The organism is Pseudomonas putida (genome assembly GCA_029953615.1).
Taxonomy (GTDB): domain Bacteria; phylum Pseudomonadota; class Gammaproteobacteria; order Pseudomonadales; family Pseudomonadaceae; genus Aquipseudomonas.
Window position 1 is genome coordinate 1,984,511 of the sequence record CP124529.1, and the last position, 14,434, is coordinate 1,998,944.

Annotated in this window: 13 protein-coding genes and 3 pseudogenes; 8 read left to right on the top strand and 8 right to left on the bottom strand. The window is 64.2% G+C overall.

The genetic code is table 11. From position 1 onward, the window contains the following. Window positions 1–9: 9 nt before the first annotated feature. The 4 genes from QIY50_09060 to QIY50_09075 are packed head-to-tail and all read left to right on the top strand — an operon-like array spanning window position 10 to window position 2,545. The gene (locus QIY50_09060; GenBank protein ID WGV22305.1) at window positions 10–444 is read left to right on the top strand and encodes a DUF4426 domain-containing protein; all 435 of its coding nucleotides are present in this window, start codon (window positions 10–12) and stop codon (window positions 442–444) included. After that, window positions 441–1,037 carry an RdgB/HAM1 family non-canonical purine NTP pyrophosphatase gene (gene rdgB, locus QIY50_09065; protein WGV22306.1) on the top strand — a complete coding sequence of 199 codons (597 nt, stop codon included), beginning with the start codon at window positions 441–443 and terminating at the stop codon, window positions 1,035–1,037. The genes QIY50_09060 and rdgB overlap by 4 nt, the downstream gene beginning before the upstream one ends. Continuing rightward, entirely contained in the window at window positions 1,034–2,209 is a 1,176-nt protein-coding gene (hemW, locus tag QIY50_09070) for a radical SAM family heme chaperone HemW (protein ID WGV22307.1), read from the top strand. The genes rdgB and hemW overlap by 4 nt, the downstream gene beginning before the upstream one ends. A gap of 9 nt (window positions 2,210–2,218) precedes the next feature. Next, window positions 2,219–2,545: a DUF3392 domain-containing protein gene (locus QIY50_09075; protein WGV22308.1), complete on the top strand. Its 327-nt coding sequence runs from the start codon at window positions 2,219–2,221 to the stop codon at window positions 2,543–2,545. Between the two features lie 811 nt (window positions 2,546–3,356). On the opposite strand, the gene trmB is transcribed toward QIY50_09075, so the two are convergent. The 4 genes from trmB to QIY50_09095 form a co-directional block, all read right to left on the bottom strand. Next, window positions 3,357–4,079, bottom strand: coding sequence for a tRNA (guanosine(46)-N7)-methyltransferase TrmB (trmB, locus tag QIY50_09080; GenBank protein WGV22309.1), 723 nt, complete (start codon window positions 4,077–4,079; stop codon window positions 3,357–3,359). 9 nt (window positions 4,080–4,088) lie between these two features. After that, window positions 4,089–4,883 (bottom strand): thiazole synthase, encoded by a 795-nt coding sequence (locus QIY50_09085; protein ID WGV22310.1) that lies wholly within the window; start codon window positions 4,881–4,883, stop codon window positions 4,089–4,091. A gap of 53 nt (window positions 4,884–4,936) precedes the next feature. Beyond that, window positions 4,937–5,137 (bottom strand): sulfur carrier protein ThiS, encoded by a 201-nt coding sequence (gene thiS, locus QIY50_09090; protein WGV22311.1) that lies wholly within the window; start codon window positions 5,135–5,137, stop codon window positions 4,937–4,939. A gap of 102 nt (window positions 5,138–5,239) precedes the next feature. After that, the gene (locus QIY50_09095; protein ID WGV22312.1) at window positions 5,240–5,611 is read right to left on the bottom strand and encodes a DUF423 domain-containing protein; all 372 of its coding nucleotides are present in this window, start codon (window positions 5,609–5,611) and stop codon (window positions 5,240–5,242) included. 64 nt (window positions 5,612–5,675) lie between these two features. Here QIY50_09095 and mtgA point away from each other — a divergent pair, with 64 nt between their 5' ends. Continuing rightward, entirely contained in the window at window positions 5,676–6,386 is a 711-nt protein-coding gene (gene mtgA / locus QIY50_09100; GenBank protein WGV22313.1) for a monofunctional biosynthetic peptidoglycan transglycosylase, read from the top strand. A 183-nt stretch (window positions 6,387–6,569) separates the two neighbouring features. Here the strand turns inward: mtgA and rpoH are convergent. The 4 genes and pseudogenes from rpoH to ftsY form a co-directional block, all read right to left on the bottom strand. Then, a pseudogene (gene rpoH / locus QIY50_09105) lies at window positions 6,570–7,425 on the bottom strand (RNA polymerase sigma factor RpoH). Window positions 7,426–7,536: 111 nt separating this feature from the next. Next, window positions 7,537–8,560, bottom strand: a pseudogene (ftsX, locus tag QIY50_09110) (permease-like cell division protein FtsX). Then, window positions 8,557–9,228, bottom strand: a complete 672-nt coding sequence (ftsE, locus tag QIY50_09115; protein ID WGV22314.1) for a cell division ATP-binding protein FtsE — start codon at window positions 9,226–9,228, stop codon at window positions 8,557–8,559. Before ftsE ends, ftsX begins: the two are co-directional and overlap by 4 nt. Window positions 9,229–9,230: 2 nt before the next feature. Then, window positions 9,231–10,742, bottom strand: a complete 1,512-nt coding sequence (gene ftsY, locus QIY50_09120) for a signal recognition particle-docking protein FtsY (GenBank protein WGV22315.1) — start codon at window positions 10,740–10,742, stop codon at window positions 9,231–9,233. Window positions 10,743–10,974: 232 nt separating this feature from the next. Between ftsY and QIY50_09125 the strand changes: the two genes are divergently transcribed. From QIY50_09125 to rsmD, 3 genes and pseudogenes are all read left to right on the top strand, one after another. Continuing rightward, on the top strand, window positions 10,975–12,330 hold the full coding sequence (locus QIY50_09125) for a pitrilysin family protein (GenBank protein WGV22316.1): 1,356 nt from the start codon (window positions 10,975–10,977) through the stop codon (window positions 12,328–12,330). Beyond that, window positions 12,323–13,814, top strand: a pseudogene (locus QIY50_09130) (pitrilysin family protein). The gene QIY50_09125 and the pseudogene QIY50_09130 overlap by 8 nt, the downstream one beginning before the upstream one ends. Then, window positions 13,814–14,416 (top strand): 16S rRNA (guanine(966)-N(2))-methyltransferase RsmD, encoded by a 603-nt coding sequence (rsmD, locus tag QIY50_09135; protein ID WGV22317.1) that lies wholly within the window; start codon window positions 13,814–13,816, stop codon window positions 14,414–14,416. The pseudogene QIY50_09130 and the gene rsmD overlap by 1 nt, the downstream one beginning before the upstream one ends. The last annotated feature ends 18 nt before the right edge of the window (window positions 14,417–14,434 follow it).

Consider the following 14,434-nt stretch of genomic DNA (forward strand, 5'->3'; position numbering starts at 1 on the left):
AATCCCCCCATGCGTCGCCTAGCCCTGTTCCTGTTCAGCCTGTGCCTGGCCCTGCCGGTACTGGCTGCCGATGCTGCCCGCCCCGAGCGCAAGGAGGTGTTTGGCGACGTGACGGTACACTACAGCGCGTTCACTTCGAGCATGCTGACGCCGGAGGTGGCCGCAGCCACCGGCCTGGTACGCAGCAAGAACCAGGGTGTACTCAACATCGCCGTGCTCAAGGCCAACAAGCCCGCCACGGCGGTGGTCAGCGGCACGGTCAAGGACCTGACCGGGCGCAGCAGCCCGCTCTCGTTCAAGCAGATCACCGAACAGGGCGCGGTGTACTACATCGCCCAGTTCAAGATCGACCAGCCAGAAACCGTCACCTTCGACCTGAATATCGAAACCGGCGGCATCAGCAACTCCCTCAGCTTCAACCAGGACGTTTTCCCAGGCGAATGATGAATTTCCAGCAACTCGTATTGGCCAGCCACAACGCCGGCAAACTCAAGGAACTCCAGGCCATGCTCGGCGCGTCCGTGCAGCTGCGCTCGATCGGCGAGTTCAGCCAGGTCGAACCGGAAGAAACCGGCCTGTCGTTCGTCGAGAACGCCATCCTCAAGGCGCGCAACGCCGCACGCATTTCCGGCCTGCCAGCCCTGGCCGACGATTCGGGCCTGGCGGTAGACTTCCTTGGCGGCGCGCCTGGCATCTACTCGGCGCGCTATGCCGACGGCAAGGGTGACGCGGCGAACAACGCCAAGCTGCTCGAAGCGCTGAAAGACGTGCCTGAAGCCGAGCGCGGTGCACAGTTCGTCTGCGTCCTGGCGCTGGTGCGTCATGCCGACGACCCGTTGCCGATCCTGTGCGAAGGCCTGTGGCACGGGCGCATCATGTTCGAGGCCAGTGGCGAGCACGGCTTCGGCTACGACCCGCTGTTCTGGGTACCGGAACGCAACTGCTCCAGCGCCGACCTGGCCCCTGTGGACAAGAACCAGCTCAGCCACCGCGCCCGCGCCATGGCCCTGCTGCGCCAACGTCTGGGCCTGGCATGATCGAAACGCTGTCCACCCCCGGGGCGGCGGGTTTCACCAGCCTGCCACCGCTGGCGCTGTATATCCACATACCGTGGTGCGTACGCAAATGCCCTTACTGCGACTTCAACTCCCACGCCGCCGGGCCTGAACTGCCGGAAGACGCCTACGTCGCCGCCCTGCTGACCGACCTCGACCAGGAGCTGGTCGCAGTGCAAGGCCGGCCGATCAGCTCGATCTTCTTCGGCGGCGGCACCCCCAGCCTGTTCAGTGCCGACGCCCTTGGCCGATTGCTGCGTGGCGTAGAGCAACGTATCCCGTTTGCGCCGGACATCGAAATCACCCTGGAGGCCAACCCGGGTACGTTCGAGCAGGACAAGTTCAAGGCCTACCGGCAAACCGGCATCAACCGCCTGTCCATCGGCGTGCAGAGTTTCCAGCCAGCCAAACTGCAGGCGCTGGGTCGTATCCACAACGGTGATGAAGCAGTCCGCGCCGCTGGCATGGCACGCGCAGCCGGCTTCGACAACTTCAACATGGACCTGATGCACGGCCTTCCCGACCAGTCGCTGGACGACGCGCTGGGCGACCTGCGGCAGGCCATCGACCTGGGGCCGACGCACCTGTCGTGGTACCAGCTGACCGTGGAGCCGAACACGGTGTTCTGGAACCAGCCGCCCGAGCTGCCCGAGGACGACATCCTCTGGGACATCCAGGAGGCAGGCCAGGCGCTGATGGCCGAACACGGCTTCCGCCAGTACGAAGTCTCGGCCTATGCCCAGGCGGGGCGCGCCGCACGGCACAATCTCAACTACTGGCGCTTTGGCGACTTCATCGGCATTGGCGCTGGTGCCCACGGCAAGCTGACCTTCGCCGACGGGCGCATCCTGCGCACCTGGAAGACCCGCCTGCCGAAGGACTACCTGAACCTGGCAAAGCCGTTCAAGGCCGGCGAAAAGCTGCTGCCAGTCGACGAGCTGCCGTTCGAGTTCCTGATGAACGCCCTGCGCCTGACCGATGGGGTGGAAGCCGAACTGTTTACCCAACGCACCGGTTTGCCGCTGGCACAGCTGCGCGAGGCACGCCGCGCAGCCGAACAAAAAGGCCTTTTACAGGTCGAACCGGATCGACTGGTGGCCACCCCGAGGGGCCAGTTGTTCCTCAATGACCTGCTGCAGTATTTCTTGACCTAAGGATGACCCATGGATTTGGTACTTGATCTGCTCGCGACGGTTTCTCGCTGGAGCCGCAGCAACCTGTCGGAGATTTCACTGGCCTTGGTAGGCTGCCTGCTGGTGCTGTTCGGCACCGATGTCAAAGCCTGGGCTGAGCAACGCCTGGGCAACCTGGCGGGCGCTCTGCGCGTGCCGTTCATGGCGCTGATGGTGATGATCGGCAGCGGTGCGGCACTGATCTACGCCACACCGTGGGTGGTGAAGGGGCTGAGCCAGTTCAACAACTACGCGCTGGCGCCGGTATTGCTGGTGGTGCTGGTGATAATTGGCGTGGTGGCTGATCGGCGGGGCTGAGCCAATATTCGGGAGTTGCACTTACCCTGTGGGAGCGGGCGTGTCGAGGCGTCGAACCGCCGCGAACACGGGCGAAGCCCGTGCCATCCACCGAGTCGTCTGCTTCGCGGGCCTGCCCGCTCCCACAGATACCGCGCATGCCAGGAGATAGTGCAGTTTCTGGGTACGGGCCGGTGCAGGGAATGATTCTAAAAGCTGCCCCGGCGAACCAGGGCAGCCCTACCACCTGACTAGCCCTTAGCGGGCATCATCGAAGTGGTCGCGCATGAAGTCCCGAACGGTCTTGAGCACAGTCAAGATCCGGATGAACGTCCAAACGCGGCTCAGCGCATCAAGCAAACGCTTCATATGCCTTGGCCTCCGTGTTGGCGGGCCAATCTTCCAGCATCTAACCGGCGCTTCGATGCCTTCGAAAACCGTGTGGAGGTTTTCGGTGAAGTGGCCAGGTTAATGGCCCTTCAAAGTCAGTTGCCGGCATGGTTCTCAGGCCATGTCGAAGGGGCCGGAAAGCAGAATTCTTCTCCTACCCGGCCCATCACCGATCAAATCCACACAGGAGCAGCGCGATGATACTTGGGATGTGTTCGCAAAACTGTTAACCGCTCCGACACACGTAATGCTGGATATTTCGGAGCATTGACGCTCCCTGTCAGCCTACTTATGATCTTTCTACCGTGTGGAGGTTTTCGGTGAAACACCGAGCGAAGGATACTCAGTCCTGTCGCTCAAAAGAAAACCGCCTTTCTCAAGGCGGTTTTTTTTCGCCTGCATTTCTGCAGGCATCAGCACATCGAAAGGCCGTATCAGCCGATCAATCCACCTTCTCGAACTTCAAGTCCCAAACGCCATGCCCCAGCCGTTCGCCGCGGCGTTCGAACTTGGTGATCGGGCGCTCTTCCGGGCGCGGCACGTAAGTGCCGTCGGCCGCACGGTTGCGATAGCCAGGGGCAGCGCTCATCACTTCCAGCATGTACTCGGCATACGGCTCCCAGTCGGTAGCCATGTGGAACACGCCACCGGGCTTGAGCTTGCGTCGTACCAGTTCGGCGAACTCCAGCTGGACGATGCGGCGCTTGTGGTGGCGCGCCTTGTGCCATGGGTCGGGGAAGAACAGCATCAGGCGGTCGAGGCTGTTGTCCGCCACGCAGCGGTTCAGCACTTCTATGGCATCGCAGTCATACACCCGCAGGTTCTTCAGGCCTTGGGTCAAAACGCCGTTGAGCAGCGCTCCAACACCCGGGCGGTGTACTTCCACACCGATGAAGTCCTGCTCAGGCGCGGCAGCTGCCATTTCCAGCAGGGAATGGCCCATGCCGAAACCGATCTCCAGGGTGCGCGGCGCCGAACGGCCAAACACCTGGTCGTAGTCCACCGGGCTGTCGGCCAGCGGCAGAATGTACAGCGGGCCACCCTGCTCCAGGCCACGTTGCTGGCCTTCGGTCATGCGCCCGGCACGCATCACGAAACTCTTGATGCGGCGGTGCGGGCGGGCTTCGCCGTCGGGGGTGATCGGCGTATCGTGCGATTCAGTCATCAGGGGCTCTTACTTGATCAGACCATCCAGCGGCGAAGAGGCGCTGGCATAGAGTTTCTTCGGCATACGACCGGCCAGGTAGGCCATGCGACCGGCGACGATGGCGTGCTTCATGGCCTCGGCCATCAGCACCGGCTGCTGGGCGTGGGCAATGGCCGAGTTCATCAGCACCGCTTCGCAGCCCATTTCCATGGCGATGGTGGCATCGGACGCGGTACCCACGCCGGCATCGACCAGCACCGGCACCTTGGACTCTTCCAGGATGATCTGCAGGTTGTAGGGGTTGCAGATACCCAGGCCGGTACCGATCAGGCCTGCCAGCGGCATGACCGCGATGCAGCCGGCTTCGGCCAGCTGACGGGCGATGATCGGGTCGTCACTGGTGTAGACCATCACGTCGAAACCGTCCTTGACCAGCACTTCGGCAGCCTTGAGGGTTTCGATCACGTTGGGGAAAAGGGTTTTCTGGTCGGCCAGCACTTCCAGCTTGACCAGGTTGTGGCCATCCAGCAGTTCGCGGGCCAGGCGGCAGGTGCGCACGGCTTCGACCGCGTCGTAGCAGCCAGCGGTGTTCGGCAGGATGGTGTAGCGGTCTGGCGGCAGCACATCGAGCAGGTTCGGCTCGCCCGGGTTCTGACCGATGTTGGTGCGGCGCACGGCAACGGTGACGATCTCGGCACCCGAGGCCTCGATGGCCAGGCGGGTTTCTTCCATGTCACGGTATTTGCCGGTGCCGACCAGCAGGCGCGACTGGAAGGTACGCCCGGCCAGGGTGAAGGGCTTGTCGCTACGAACGTTGCTCATGGTTGTTCCTCGGGAAAAGGTTGCTGGGCTTGCAGGTGAATCGCCGGCCGGAATCAGCCGCCACCGATAGCGTGGACCACCTCGACCTGGTCGCCGTCGTTCAGCAGCGTGCTGTCGTGCTGGCTACGCGGCACGATATCCAGGTTCAGTTCCACCGCGACGCGGCGCCCGGTCAGCTCCAGGCGGGCCAGCAGGGCCGCGACGCTTTCGCCAGCGGGCAATTCGTAAGGTTCACCGTTCAGTTGAATGCGCATGCGCACGGCCACCATTGTTCTTTGGGGCCCGCATTCTAGCGCCGAACCGCCCTGCAACCCAAGGGCGCTGCACGCCATTAGTCGCGATTGTGGACTACCCGGTCAGCCCAGCCGCCAGGCTGCCAGGCCCAGGCACAACCAGCCGGCCAGGAAGCACAGGCCGCCAAGCGGGGTGATGATGCCAAGCTTGCCCAGGCCGCTGAGGGTCAGCAGGTACAGGCTACCGGAGAACAGCACTATACCCAGGGCAAACAGGCCGCCGGCCCAGCCGACCAGGCGCCCTGGCAGGTGCACCGAGAGCACGGCGACGGCGAAGATCGCCAGGGCATGCACCAACTGGTAGGTCACGCCGGTCTGGAAGATCGCCAGGTAGTCGGCCGTCAGTCGGCTTTTCAGGCCGTGGGCGGCGAACGCGCCCAGGGCGACACCGGTGAAGCCGAAAAAGGCGGCAAGCATCAGGAAGCTGCGAAGCATGGGACGACTCCTTGGATCGGGTCTGTATAATGGCCCCTTCCACCCGTACGGCCAAGCCATCGCCATGCTGCCAACCCTTCTCCGCCGCCTCTCCCGCGCCCTGCTCTGGTTCGCTGCCGGCAGCATCGTGCTGGTGCTGGTGTTCCGCTGGGTGCCACCACCCGGTACCGCGCTGATGGTCGAGCGCAAGGTGCAGTCCTGGGTGAATGGCGAGCCGATCGACCTGCAACGCGACTGGGAGCCGTGGGAGAACATCTCCGACGACCTCAAGGTCGCGGTTATCGCTGGCGAAGACCAGAAGTTTGCCAGCCACTGGGGCTTCGACATCCCGGCTATCCAGGCAGCGCTGGCCTACAACGAGCGCGGCGGCAGCATTCGCGGTGCCAGCACCCTGACCCAGCAAGTGGCCAAGAACCTGTTCCTGTGGTCCGGGCGCAGCTGGTTCCGCAAAGGGCTGGAGGCCTGGTTCACCGCGTTGATCGAGCTGTTCTGGTCGAAGGAGCGGATTCTCGAGGTCTACCTGAACAGCGCCGAATGGGGCAAGGGTGTGTTTGGCGCCCAGGCGGCAGCGCGCTATCACTTTGGCGTCGATGCCAGCCGGCTTAACCGCCAGCAGGCGGCACAATTGGCCGCCGTGCTGCCCAGCCCGATCAAGTGGAGTGCCAGCCGGCCGAGTGCCTACGTGGCCAGCCGGGCCGGCTGGATTCGTCGGCAGATGAGCCAGCTGGGCGGGCCCAGCTATCTGATGCAGCTCGACACTTCGCGCAAGCTTTGAGCCTCTTGGGGCTGCTGCGCAGCCCTTTCGCGACACAAGGCCGCTCCTACAAGGGATCGCGGTCTCCTGTAGGAGCGGCCTTGTGTCGCGAAAGGGCCGCAAAGCGGCCCCAAAATCCAACAGGCAACAAAAAAGCCGCCAACCCTATCCAGGCCAGCGGCTTTCTTTGCAGCCAAGGCTTGATCAGGCCGCGATCAGCGCCTTGACCTTGTTCATCGCATTCTTCTCAAGCTGGCGAATCCGCTCGGCCGAAACGCTGTACTTGTCCGCCAGCTCATGCAATGTGGCCTTCTCTTCTGCCAACCAGCGCTGGTAGAGAATGTCGCGGCTACGTTCGTCCAGCCCTTGCAGTGCTTCGTGCAGGTTGCTGGTGGAGTTGTCGCTCCAGTCGGCATCTTCCAGCTGCACCGCCGGGTCGTAACGGTGGTCTTCGAGGTAATGCGCAGGCGACTGGAAGGCACTGTCGTCGTCAGCTTCCGCTGCCGGGTCGAAGGCCATGTCCTGGCCGCTGAGGCGGCTTTCCATCTCGCGTACTTCACGCGGTTCCACGCCCAGGCTTTCCGCCAACGCGGTGCACTTCGTCGTTGTTCAGCCAGGCCAGACGCTTCTTCTGGCTGCGCAGGTTGAAGAACAGCTTGCGCTGGGCCTTGGTGGTGGCCACCTTGACGATGCGCCAGTTGCGCAGGATGAACTCGTGGATCTCTGCTTTGATCCAGTGCACGGCGAACGACACCAGGCGCACGCCCATTTCAGGGTTGAAGCGCTTGACGGCTTTCATCAACCCGACGTTGCCTTCCTGGATCAGGTCGGCCTGAGCCAGCCCGTAGCCGGCATAGCTACGGGCGATATGTACGACGAAACGCAGGTGGGCCATCACCATTTGACGAGCGGCCTCGACATCCTGCTCATAATAGAGACGCTCGCCCAGATCACGCTCCTGCTCGACCGTCAGCAGCGGGATGCTGTTGACCGTGTGCACGTAGGCTTCCAGGTTCGCACCGGGTACCAGGGCATAGGCAGGTTGCAACGATGTGGTCATTCAAGAACCTCCGACTTACAGAACTCACGCCTTGTGGGCGCTGCCAACATTGACCTGGAACGACGGTACAAGTTCCATGGTGAAGAATTTGTCAATGCTGGCAGGTAAAAACTATCGCGGCGCCAGCTCGTTCAAATGGCGGGCCACTGCGATCCATGCACCGATATACCCCAACAGCACCGCTCCGATCAAGAGCGACAGACCATCGGACGCCGGCACCCCGCCCAGGGCGAAGTCGCTGCCGTACAGCCCGGAAAGCCCTACCACCGCCTCGTTCAGCCAGTTCAGGCCAAACGCCAGGATGCCCCATGCGATCACCCCCGCGCCCAGGCCATACAGCGCGCCCATGTACAGGAAAGGCCGGCGTACGTAGGCATCGGTGCCACCGACCAGCTTGATCACTTCGATCTCGGTACGGCGGTTTTCAATGTGTAGACGAATTGTGTTACCGATTACTAACAGCAGGGCAGAAATCAGCATCACGGCCAGGCCGAAGACAAAGCGGTCACCCAGCTTGAGGATGGCCGTCCAGGCGCTCGACCCACACCAGGTCGAGCTGCGCCACTTCCACCCGCGGCAGCTCCGACAGGCGCTGACGCAAGGCTTCCAGGGCCGGCTTGTCGACCTCGGTCGGGGTTACCACCACCACGCCAGGCAGCGGGTTGTCAGGCAGTTCACGCAGGGCTTCGCCCAGGCCTGACTGCTGCTGGAACTCCTCCAGCGCCTGCTCGCGGCTGACATACTGCGCGTCGGCCACACCGGGCATGCCCTTGATCTCGTCGCGCAGCGCCTCGCCTTCGCGGCTGCCGGCATCAAGTTTGAGGTACAGCGAGATCTGCGCGGCGCGCTGCCACGAGCCACCAAGCTTTTCAACGTTCTTCAGCAGCAACGACAGGCCCATGGGCATGCTCAGCGCCACGGCCATCACCAGGCAGGTGAAGAAGCTGCCGATCGGCTGCTTGCCCAGCCGGCGCAGGCTGTCGGCCATGCTGGCACGGTGGCTTTCCAGCCAGGCATGCAGCAGCGTGCGGAAATCCGGGCCATCATCGTCGTCGTGCTTTTTCTTCGCCGGTTGCGGGTCGGCCGGTTTCGGCGCAACCCGCTCGGAAACCTTCGGCGTACGTGTAGTGCTCATTGCCCGGCCTCCCCATCGCCGATCAAGCGGCCGCGCTGCAAGGTCAGCATGCGGTGGCGCATGCGCGCAATCAGTGCCAGGTCGTGGCTGGCGATCAATACGGTGGTACCCAGCCGATTGATGTCCTCGAATACGCCCATGATCTCTGCGGCCAGGCGCGGGTCCAGGTTACCGGTGGGTTCATCGGCCAGCAGCAGGGCGGGCTGGTGGACGATGGCGCGGGCGATACCCACCCGCTGCTGCTGGCCGGTGGACAGGTCGGCCGGGAACAGCTCGCCCTTGTCGGCCAGCGACACACGCTCCAGCGCAGAGTCCACGCGCTTGGCGACCTCGGCCTTGGACAGGCCGAGAATCTGCAGCGGCAAGGCGATGTTGTTGAATACCGTACGGTCGAACAACAGCTGGTGGTTCTGGAACACCACGCCAATCTGCCGGCGCAGGAACGGGATCTGCGAATTGCTGATCTGGCCCAGGTCCTGCCCGGCCAGCATCAGCTTGCCGCTGGTCGGGCGCTCCATGGCCAGCAGCAGGCGCAGCAAGGTGCTCTTGCCCGCGCCCGAGTGGCCGGTGACGAACAGGAATTCGCCCCGGCGCGCCCGGAAACTCAGCTCATGCAAACCCACATGACCATTGGGGTAGCGCTTGGCAACCTGTTCGAATCGGATCATGTTCAGTCTCGCTCGGCGAACAGAGCCTTGACGAACGGCTCGGCTTCGAAGGTACGCAGGTCGTCGATGCCTTCACCGACACCAATGAAGCGAATCGGCAGCTTGAACTGCTTGGCCAGGGCGAAAATCACCCCGCCCTTGGCAGTGCCATCGAGCTTGGTCAGGGCCAGACCGGTCAGTTCGACGCTCTGGTTGAAGTACTTGGCCTGGCTGATGGCGTTCTGGCCGGTGCCGGCATCGAGCACCAGCAGCACCTCGTGCGGCGCCTCGGCGTCGAGCTTGCCGATGACCCGGCGGACCTTCTTCAGCTCTTCCATCAGGTTGTCTTTGGTGTGCAGGCGGCCTGCGGTATCGGCGATCAGCACGTCGACGCCACGGGCCTTGGCAGCCTGTACGGCATCGAAGATCACCGAAGCGGAGTCGGCGCCAGTGTGCTGGGCGATCACCGGGATCTGGTTGCGCTCGCCCCACACCTGCAGCTGCTCGACCGCCGCGGCACGGAAGGTGTCGCCCGCGGCCAGCATCACTTTCTTGCCTTCAAGCTGCAGCTTCTTGGCCAGTTTGCCGATGGTGGTGGTCTTGCCGGCGCCGTTCACACCGACCACCAGGATCACATAGGGCTTGTTCTGCGCCTGTACCACCAGCGGCTGCTCGACCGGGCGCAGCAGCGCCGCCAGCTCTTCCTGCAGCGACTTGTACAGGGCATCGGCGTCGGCCAGCTGCTTGCGGGCAACCTTCTGGGTCAGGTTCTGGACGATGGTGGAAGTGGCTTCCACACCAACGTCGGCGGTCAGCAGACGGGTTTCGATTTCGTCGAGCAGGTCGTCATCGATGACCTTCTTGCCCAGAAACAGGCTGGCCATGCCCTCGCCGATGCTGGCGCTGGTCTTCGACAGGCCCTGCTTGAGGCGGGCGAAGAAGCCGGGCTTGGCCTGCTCGGCCGGCGCGGCGACCGGAGCTTCAGCCACCGGGGCAGCAGGCGCTGGTGCTGGGCGCTCCGGGATGGCGGGCGGCGCTTTCGGCTCCAGGTCCGCCACCAGGGCCACGGGTTCTTCGGCAACCGGCAGCACCAGGTTGCTGACCGGCGCGGCCGGCTCGACGACCGGAGCCGCCTCGACCGGGGCCGCCTGCAAAGGCACGGACGCGATCGGCTGCGATGCAGGTGCGACCAGCGGCCGGGACGCGACCGGCTCGGGCTCAGGGGCCTGCAACGGTTGGGAAGCGACCGGTTCAGGCACAGGGGCCTCGACCACCGGTGACTCAACGGGTGCGGCGACTTGCTGCGGTTCAGTCAGCTGTGGGGCCGCAGGGGCCTGAACGGGCTCAGGGGCCTGTGGCGCTTCGGCGCTAGCCCCTTCGACCGGAGCGGCTGCAGGCTGCTCGACGGCTGGGGGTTCATTCGCGGGCACACCCGTTGCCACAGGTGGCTGCGGCTTCTTGCGAAACCAGCTGAACAGGCCTTTCTTCTCACCAGCCTCGGCCGGCGCTTTTTTGTCGTCGTTGGAACCAAACATGGAAGACGGCTATCTCAGGGTAGCGATGGGCCAGCTATGGCGCATCGGGAATTCTCTCTACGCAGAACAGACTATCTTGAAGCCGGCTGGTTCATGCGCAACGTTTTGTCTTAGTGTCCTGTGGGCCAGAACGGCGACAGGCATGGTCGCCAGGCAACCGGATCAGTATCCTAGCACCTCCTGGCCCGCCGACGCTAAACCCAGCGGGCCCGCCGAACAGGTTAAACACCGTATGAATGCTCTAGCCCGCCGCGCCGCTGGCCTGTTGCTCGGCACGCTCTGCCTGCCGCTCGCGGCTTTCGCCGCCGAGGTGCAACCCACCCACGAATTCATCCTCGACAATGGTCTGAAAGTGGTCGTGCGTGAAGACCATCGCGCCCCGGTGGTGGTCTCGCAGATCTGGTACAAGGTTGGCTCCAGCTACGAAACCCCGGGCCAGACCGGCCTGTCCCACGCGCTGGAGCACATGATGTTCAAGGGCAGCGCCAAGGTCGGCCCTGGCGAGGCCTCGCGCATCCTGCGTGACATTGGCGCCGAAGAAAACGCCTTCACCAGCGACGACTACACCGCCTATTACCAGGTGCTGGCCCGCGACCGGCTGCCGGTTGCCCTGGAGCTGGAGGCCGACCGCCTGGCCAGCCTGCGTCTGCCCGCCGACGAGTTCAGCCGCGAAATCGAGGTGATCAAGGAAGAACGCCGCCTGCGCACTGACGACCAGCCCAACGCCAAGGCGTTCGAGCTGTTCCGTGCCATGGCTTACCCGGCCAGCGGCTACCACACCCCGACCATCGGCTGGATGGCCGACCTGGAGCGCATGAAGGTCGAGGAACTGCGCCACTGGTACGAATCCTGGTACACCCCCAACAACGCCACCCTGGTAGTGGTCGGCGATGTCACCGCCGACGAGGTCAAGGGCCTGGCGCAGAAGTACTTCGGCAGCATCCCGAAGCGCGCCGTACCGCCGGCCAAGCTGCCACTGGAACTGGCCGAACCGGGCCAGCGCCAGCTGACCCTGCACGTACGCACCCAGCTGCCCAGCCTGATCTACGGCTTCAACGCTCCTGGCCTGGCCACCGCCAAGGATCCGCGCACGGTGCACGCCCTGCGCCTGATCTCGGCACTGCTCGATGGCGGCTACAGCGCCCGCATGCCGGCACGCCTGGAGCGTGGCCAGGAGCTGGTGGCCGGTGCTTCGTCCAGCTACAACGCCTTCACCCGCGGCGACAGCCTGTTCCTGATCTCGGCCACGCCGAACGTGCAGAAGCAGAAAACCCTCGCCGATGTCGAGAAGGGCATCTGGCAGCTGCTGGATGAGCTCAAGACCACCCCGCCCAGCGCCGAAGAGCTGGAACGCGTACGCGCCCAGGTCATTGCCGGCCTGGTCTATGACCGCGACTCCATCAGCAGCCAGGCCACTACAATCGGCCAGCTGGAAACCGTCGGCCTGTCCTGGAAGCTGATCGACAGCGAGCTGGACGAGCTCAAGCGCGTTACCCCGCAGGACATCCAGAACGCCGCGCGCACCTACTTCACCCGCGAACGCCTGAGCGTTGCCCATGTACTGCCCGAGGAGTCCGCTCATGAGTGATCGCTGCGCACCACGCCCAACCCTGCTGGCCACGGGTATCCGCGCCCTGGCGCTGGCGGCAGTGCTGGCCGCCCCGGCCATGGCCGACAACGCCGCCAAGGCCGACAGCAATGCAGCACGCCCGGCCAACACCTTGCAGTCGCTGGCCGAGCTGGATGGCAAGGCACCCAGCCGGCGCCAGTTGAACATTCAGCACTGGAGCACCGCCGAAGGTGCACGGGTGCTGTTCGTCGAGGCACGCGAGCTGCCGATGTTCGACCTGCGCGTCACCTTTGCCGCCGGCAGCAGCCAGGACGGCGGCACCCCGGGCCTGGCGGCCCTGACCAATGCCATGCTCAACGAGGGCGTGGCAGGCAAGGACGTGACGGCCATCGCCGAAGGCTTCGAGGGCCTGGGCGCCGACTTTGGCAATGGTTCCTACCGCGACATGGCCGTGGCCTCGTTGCGCAGCCTCAGCGCCAAGGACAAGCGCGAACCTGCGCTCAAGCTGTTCACCGAGGTGGCCGGTAAGCCGACCTTCCCCGAAGACGCTCTCAAACGCATCAAGAACCAGATGCTGGCCGGCTTCGAATATGAAAAGCAGAACCCCGGCAAGATCGCCGGCAAGACGCTGTTCGGCAATGCTTTACGGCGACCACCCCTACGCCCACCCGAGCGACGGCACCGCGGAAAGCATCAACGGTATCACCCTGGCTCAGCTGCGCGCCTTCCACGCCAAGGCCTACACCGGTGGCAACGCGGTCATCGCCCTGGTCGGCGACCTCAGCCGCGCCGAAGCCGAAGCCATCGCCGCCCAGGTCTCCGCCGGCCTGCCCAAAGGCCCGGCGCTGGCCGCACCAGCCCAACCCACTGACGCCAAGGCAGGCCTGACCCACATCGACTTCCCGTCCAAGCAAACCCACCTGATGCTGGCCGAGCTTGGCATCGACCGCCAGGACCCGGACTGGCCGGCCCTGTCACTGGGCAATCAGATCCTCGGGGGAGGTGCATTCGGCACCCGGTTGATGAGCGAGGTGCGGGAAAAGCGCGGCCTGACCTACGGCGTGTACTCGGTGTTCAGCCCGATGCAGGTGCGTGGCCCGTTCATGATCAACCTGCAGACCCGTGCCGAGCTCAGCGAAGGCACGCTCAAGCTGGTGCAGGGCATACTCGGCGATTACCTCAAGAACGGCCCTACCCAGCAGGAGCTGGACGATGCCAAGCGCGAACTGGCCGGCAGCTTCCCGCTGTCCAATGCCAGCAACGCCAGTATCGTCGGCCAGTTGGGCGCGATCGGCTTCTACAATCTGCCGCTGACCTGGCTGGAGGACTTCATGCAGCAGTCCCAGGCCCTCACTGTCGAGCAGGTCAAGACGGCCATGAACAAACACCTGTCAGCCGATAAACTGGTGATCGTCACGGTTGGTCCGAAAGTGCCACAAAAACCGCTGCCAGCCCCCACTGACAAGCCCTCCGAGCAGCCGCTCGGGGTACCGGAGCACTAATGCCAAGATCCACCCCACCCACTCGCCCCCAATCGAGCCAAAGCAAAGGCCAGGGTCACCTGCGCATCATCGCCGGCGAGTGGCGCAGCCGTCGCCTGGCAGTGCCCGAAGGTGAGGGCCTGCGACCAACGCCCGATCGCGTGCGGGAAACCGTATTCAACTGGCTGGCGCCGTACATCGAGGGTGCCCGCGTGCTGGACGCCTTTACCGGCAGCGGCGCGCTGGTGCTCGAAGCCTTGTCCCGCGGGGCCGAAGACGCCGTGGCGCTGGACAGCAACCCGGCAGCCATCGCCAACCTGAAGAACAACCTCGAGATCCTGCGCTGCCCGCGCGGGCAAATCCTGCAGACCGACGCCCTGCGCTATTTGCAAGGCCCGGCCAAGCAGCAGTTCGACATGGTGTTCCTCGATCCGCCGTTCCACCAGGACCTGCTGGCCGACACCTGCAACCTCCTGGAACAGAATCAGTGGCTGCGCGAACAGGCGTGGGTCTACACCGAAAGCGAAGCGGCGCCTTCAAGCTTGCAGTTGCCGGGCAACTGGCGCCTGCACCGCGAGAAGAAGACCGGCCAGGTGCATTACGCACTTTGGCAACGGGGCTGACCCGGTAACCCAGGGTTG

What these genes read in the sequence shown, in the direction of transcription:
- QIY50_09060 (WGV22305.1), top strand. Translation starts at nt 10, where the DNA reads ATGCGTCGCCTAGCCCTGTTCCTGTTCAGCCTGTGCCTGGCCCTGCCG.
- rdgB (WGV22306.1), top strand. Translation starts at nt 441, where the DNA reads ATGATGAATTTCCAGCAACTCGTATTGGCCAGCCACAACGCCGGCAAA.
- hemW (WGV22307.1), top strand. Translation starts at nt 1,034, where the DNA reads ATGATCGAAACGCTGTCCACCCCCGGGGCGGCGGGTTTCACCAGCCTG.
- QIY50_09075 (WGV22308.1), top strand. Translation starts at nt 2,219, where the DNA reads ATGGATTTGGTACTTGATCTGCTCGCGACGGTTTCTCGCTGGAGCCGC.
- trmB (WGV22309.1), bottom strand. Translation starts at nt 4,079, where the DNA reads ATGACTGAATCGCACGATACGCCGATCACCCCCGACGGCGAAGCCCGC.
- QIY50_09085 (WGV22310.1), bottom strand. Translation starts at nt 4,883, where the DNA reads ATGAGCAACGTTCGTAGCGACAAGCCCTTCACCCTGGCCGGGCGTACC.
- thiS (WGV22311.1), bottom strand. Translation starts at nt 5,137, where the DNA reads ATGCGCATTCAACTGAACGGTGAACCTTACGAATTGCCCGCTGGCGAA.
- QIY50_09095 (WGV22312.1), bottom strand. Translation starts at nt 5,611, where the DNA reads ATGCTTCGCAGCTTCCTGATGCTTGCCGCCTTTTTCGGCTTCACCGGT.
- mtgA (WGV22313.1), top strand. Translation starts at nt 5,676, where the DNA reads ATGCTGCCAACCCTTCTCCGCCGCCTCTCCCGCGCCCTGCTCTGGTTC.
- ftsE (WGV22314.1), bottom strand. Translation starts at nt 9,228, where the DNA reads ATGATCCGATTCGAACAGGTTGCCAAGCGCTACCCCAATGGTCATGTG.
- ftsY (WGV22315.1), bottom strand. Translation starts at nt 10,742, where the DNA reads ATGTTTGGTTCCAACGACGACAAAAAAGCGCCGGCCGAGGCTGGTGAG.
- QIY50_09125 (WGV22316.1), top strand. Translation starts at nt 10,975, where the DNA reads ATGAATGCTCTAGCCCGCCGCGCCGCTGGCCTGTTGCTCGGCACGCTC.
- rsmD (WGV22317.1), top strand. Translation starts at nt 13,814, where the DNA reads ATGCCAAGATCCACCCCACCCACTCGCCCCCAATCGAGCCAAAGCAAA.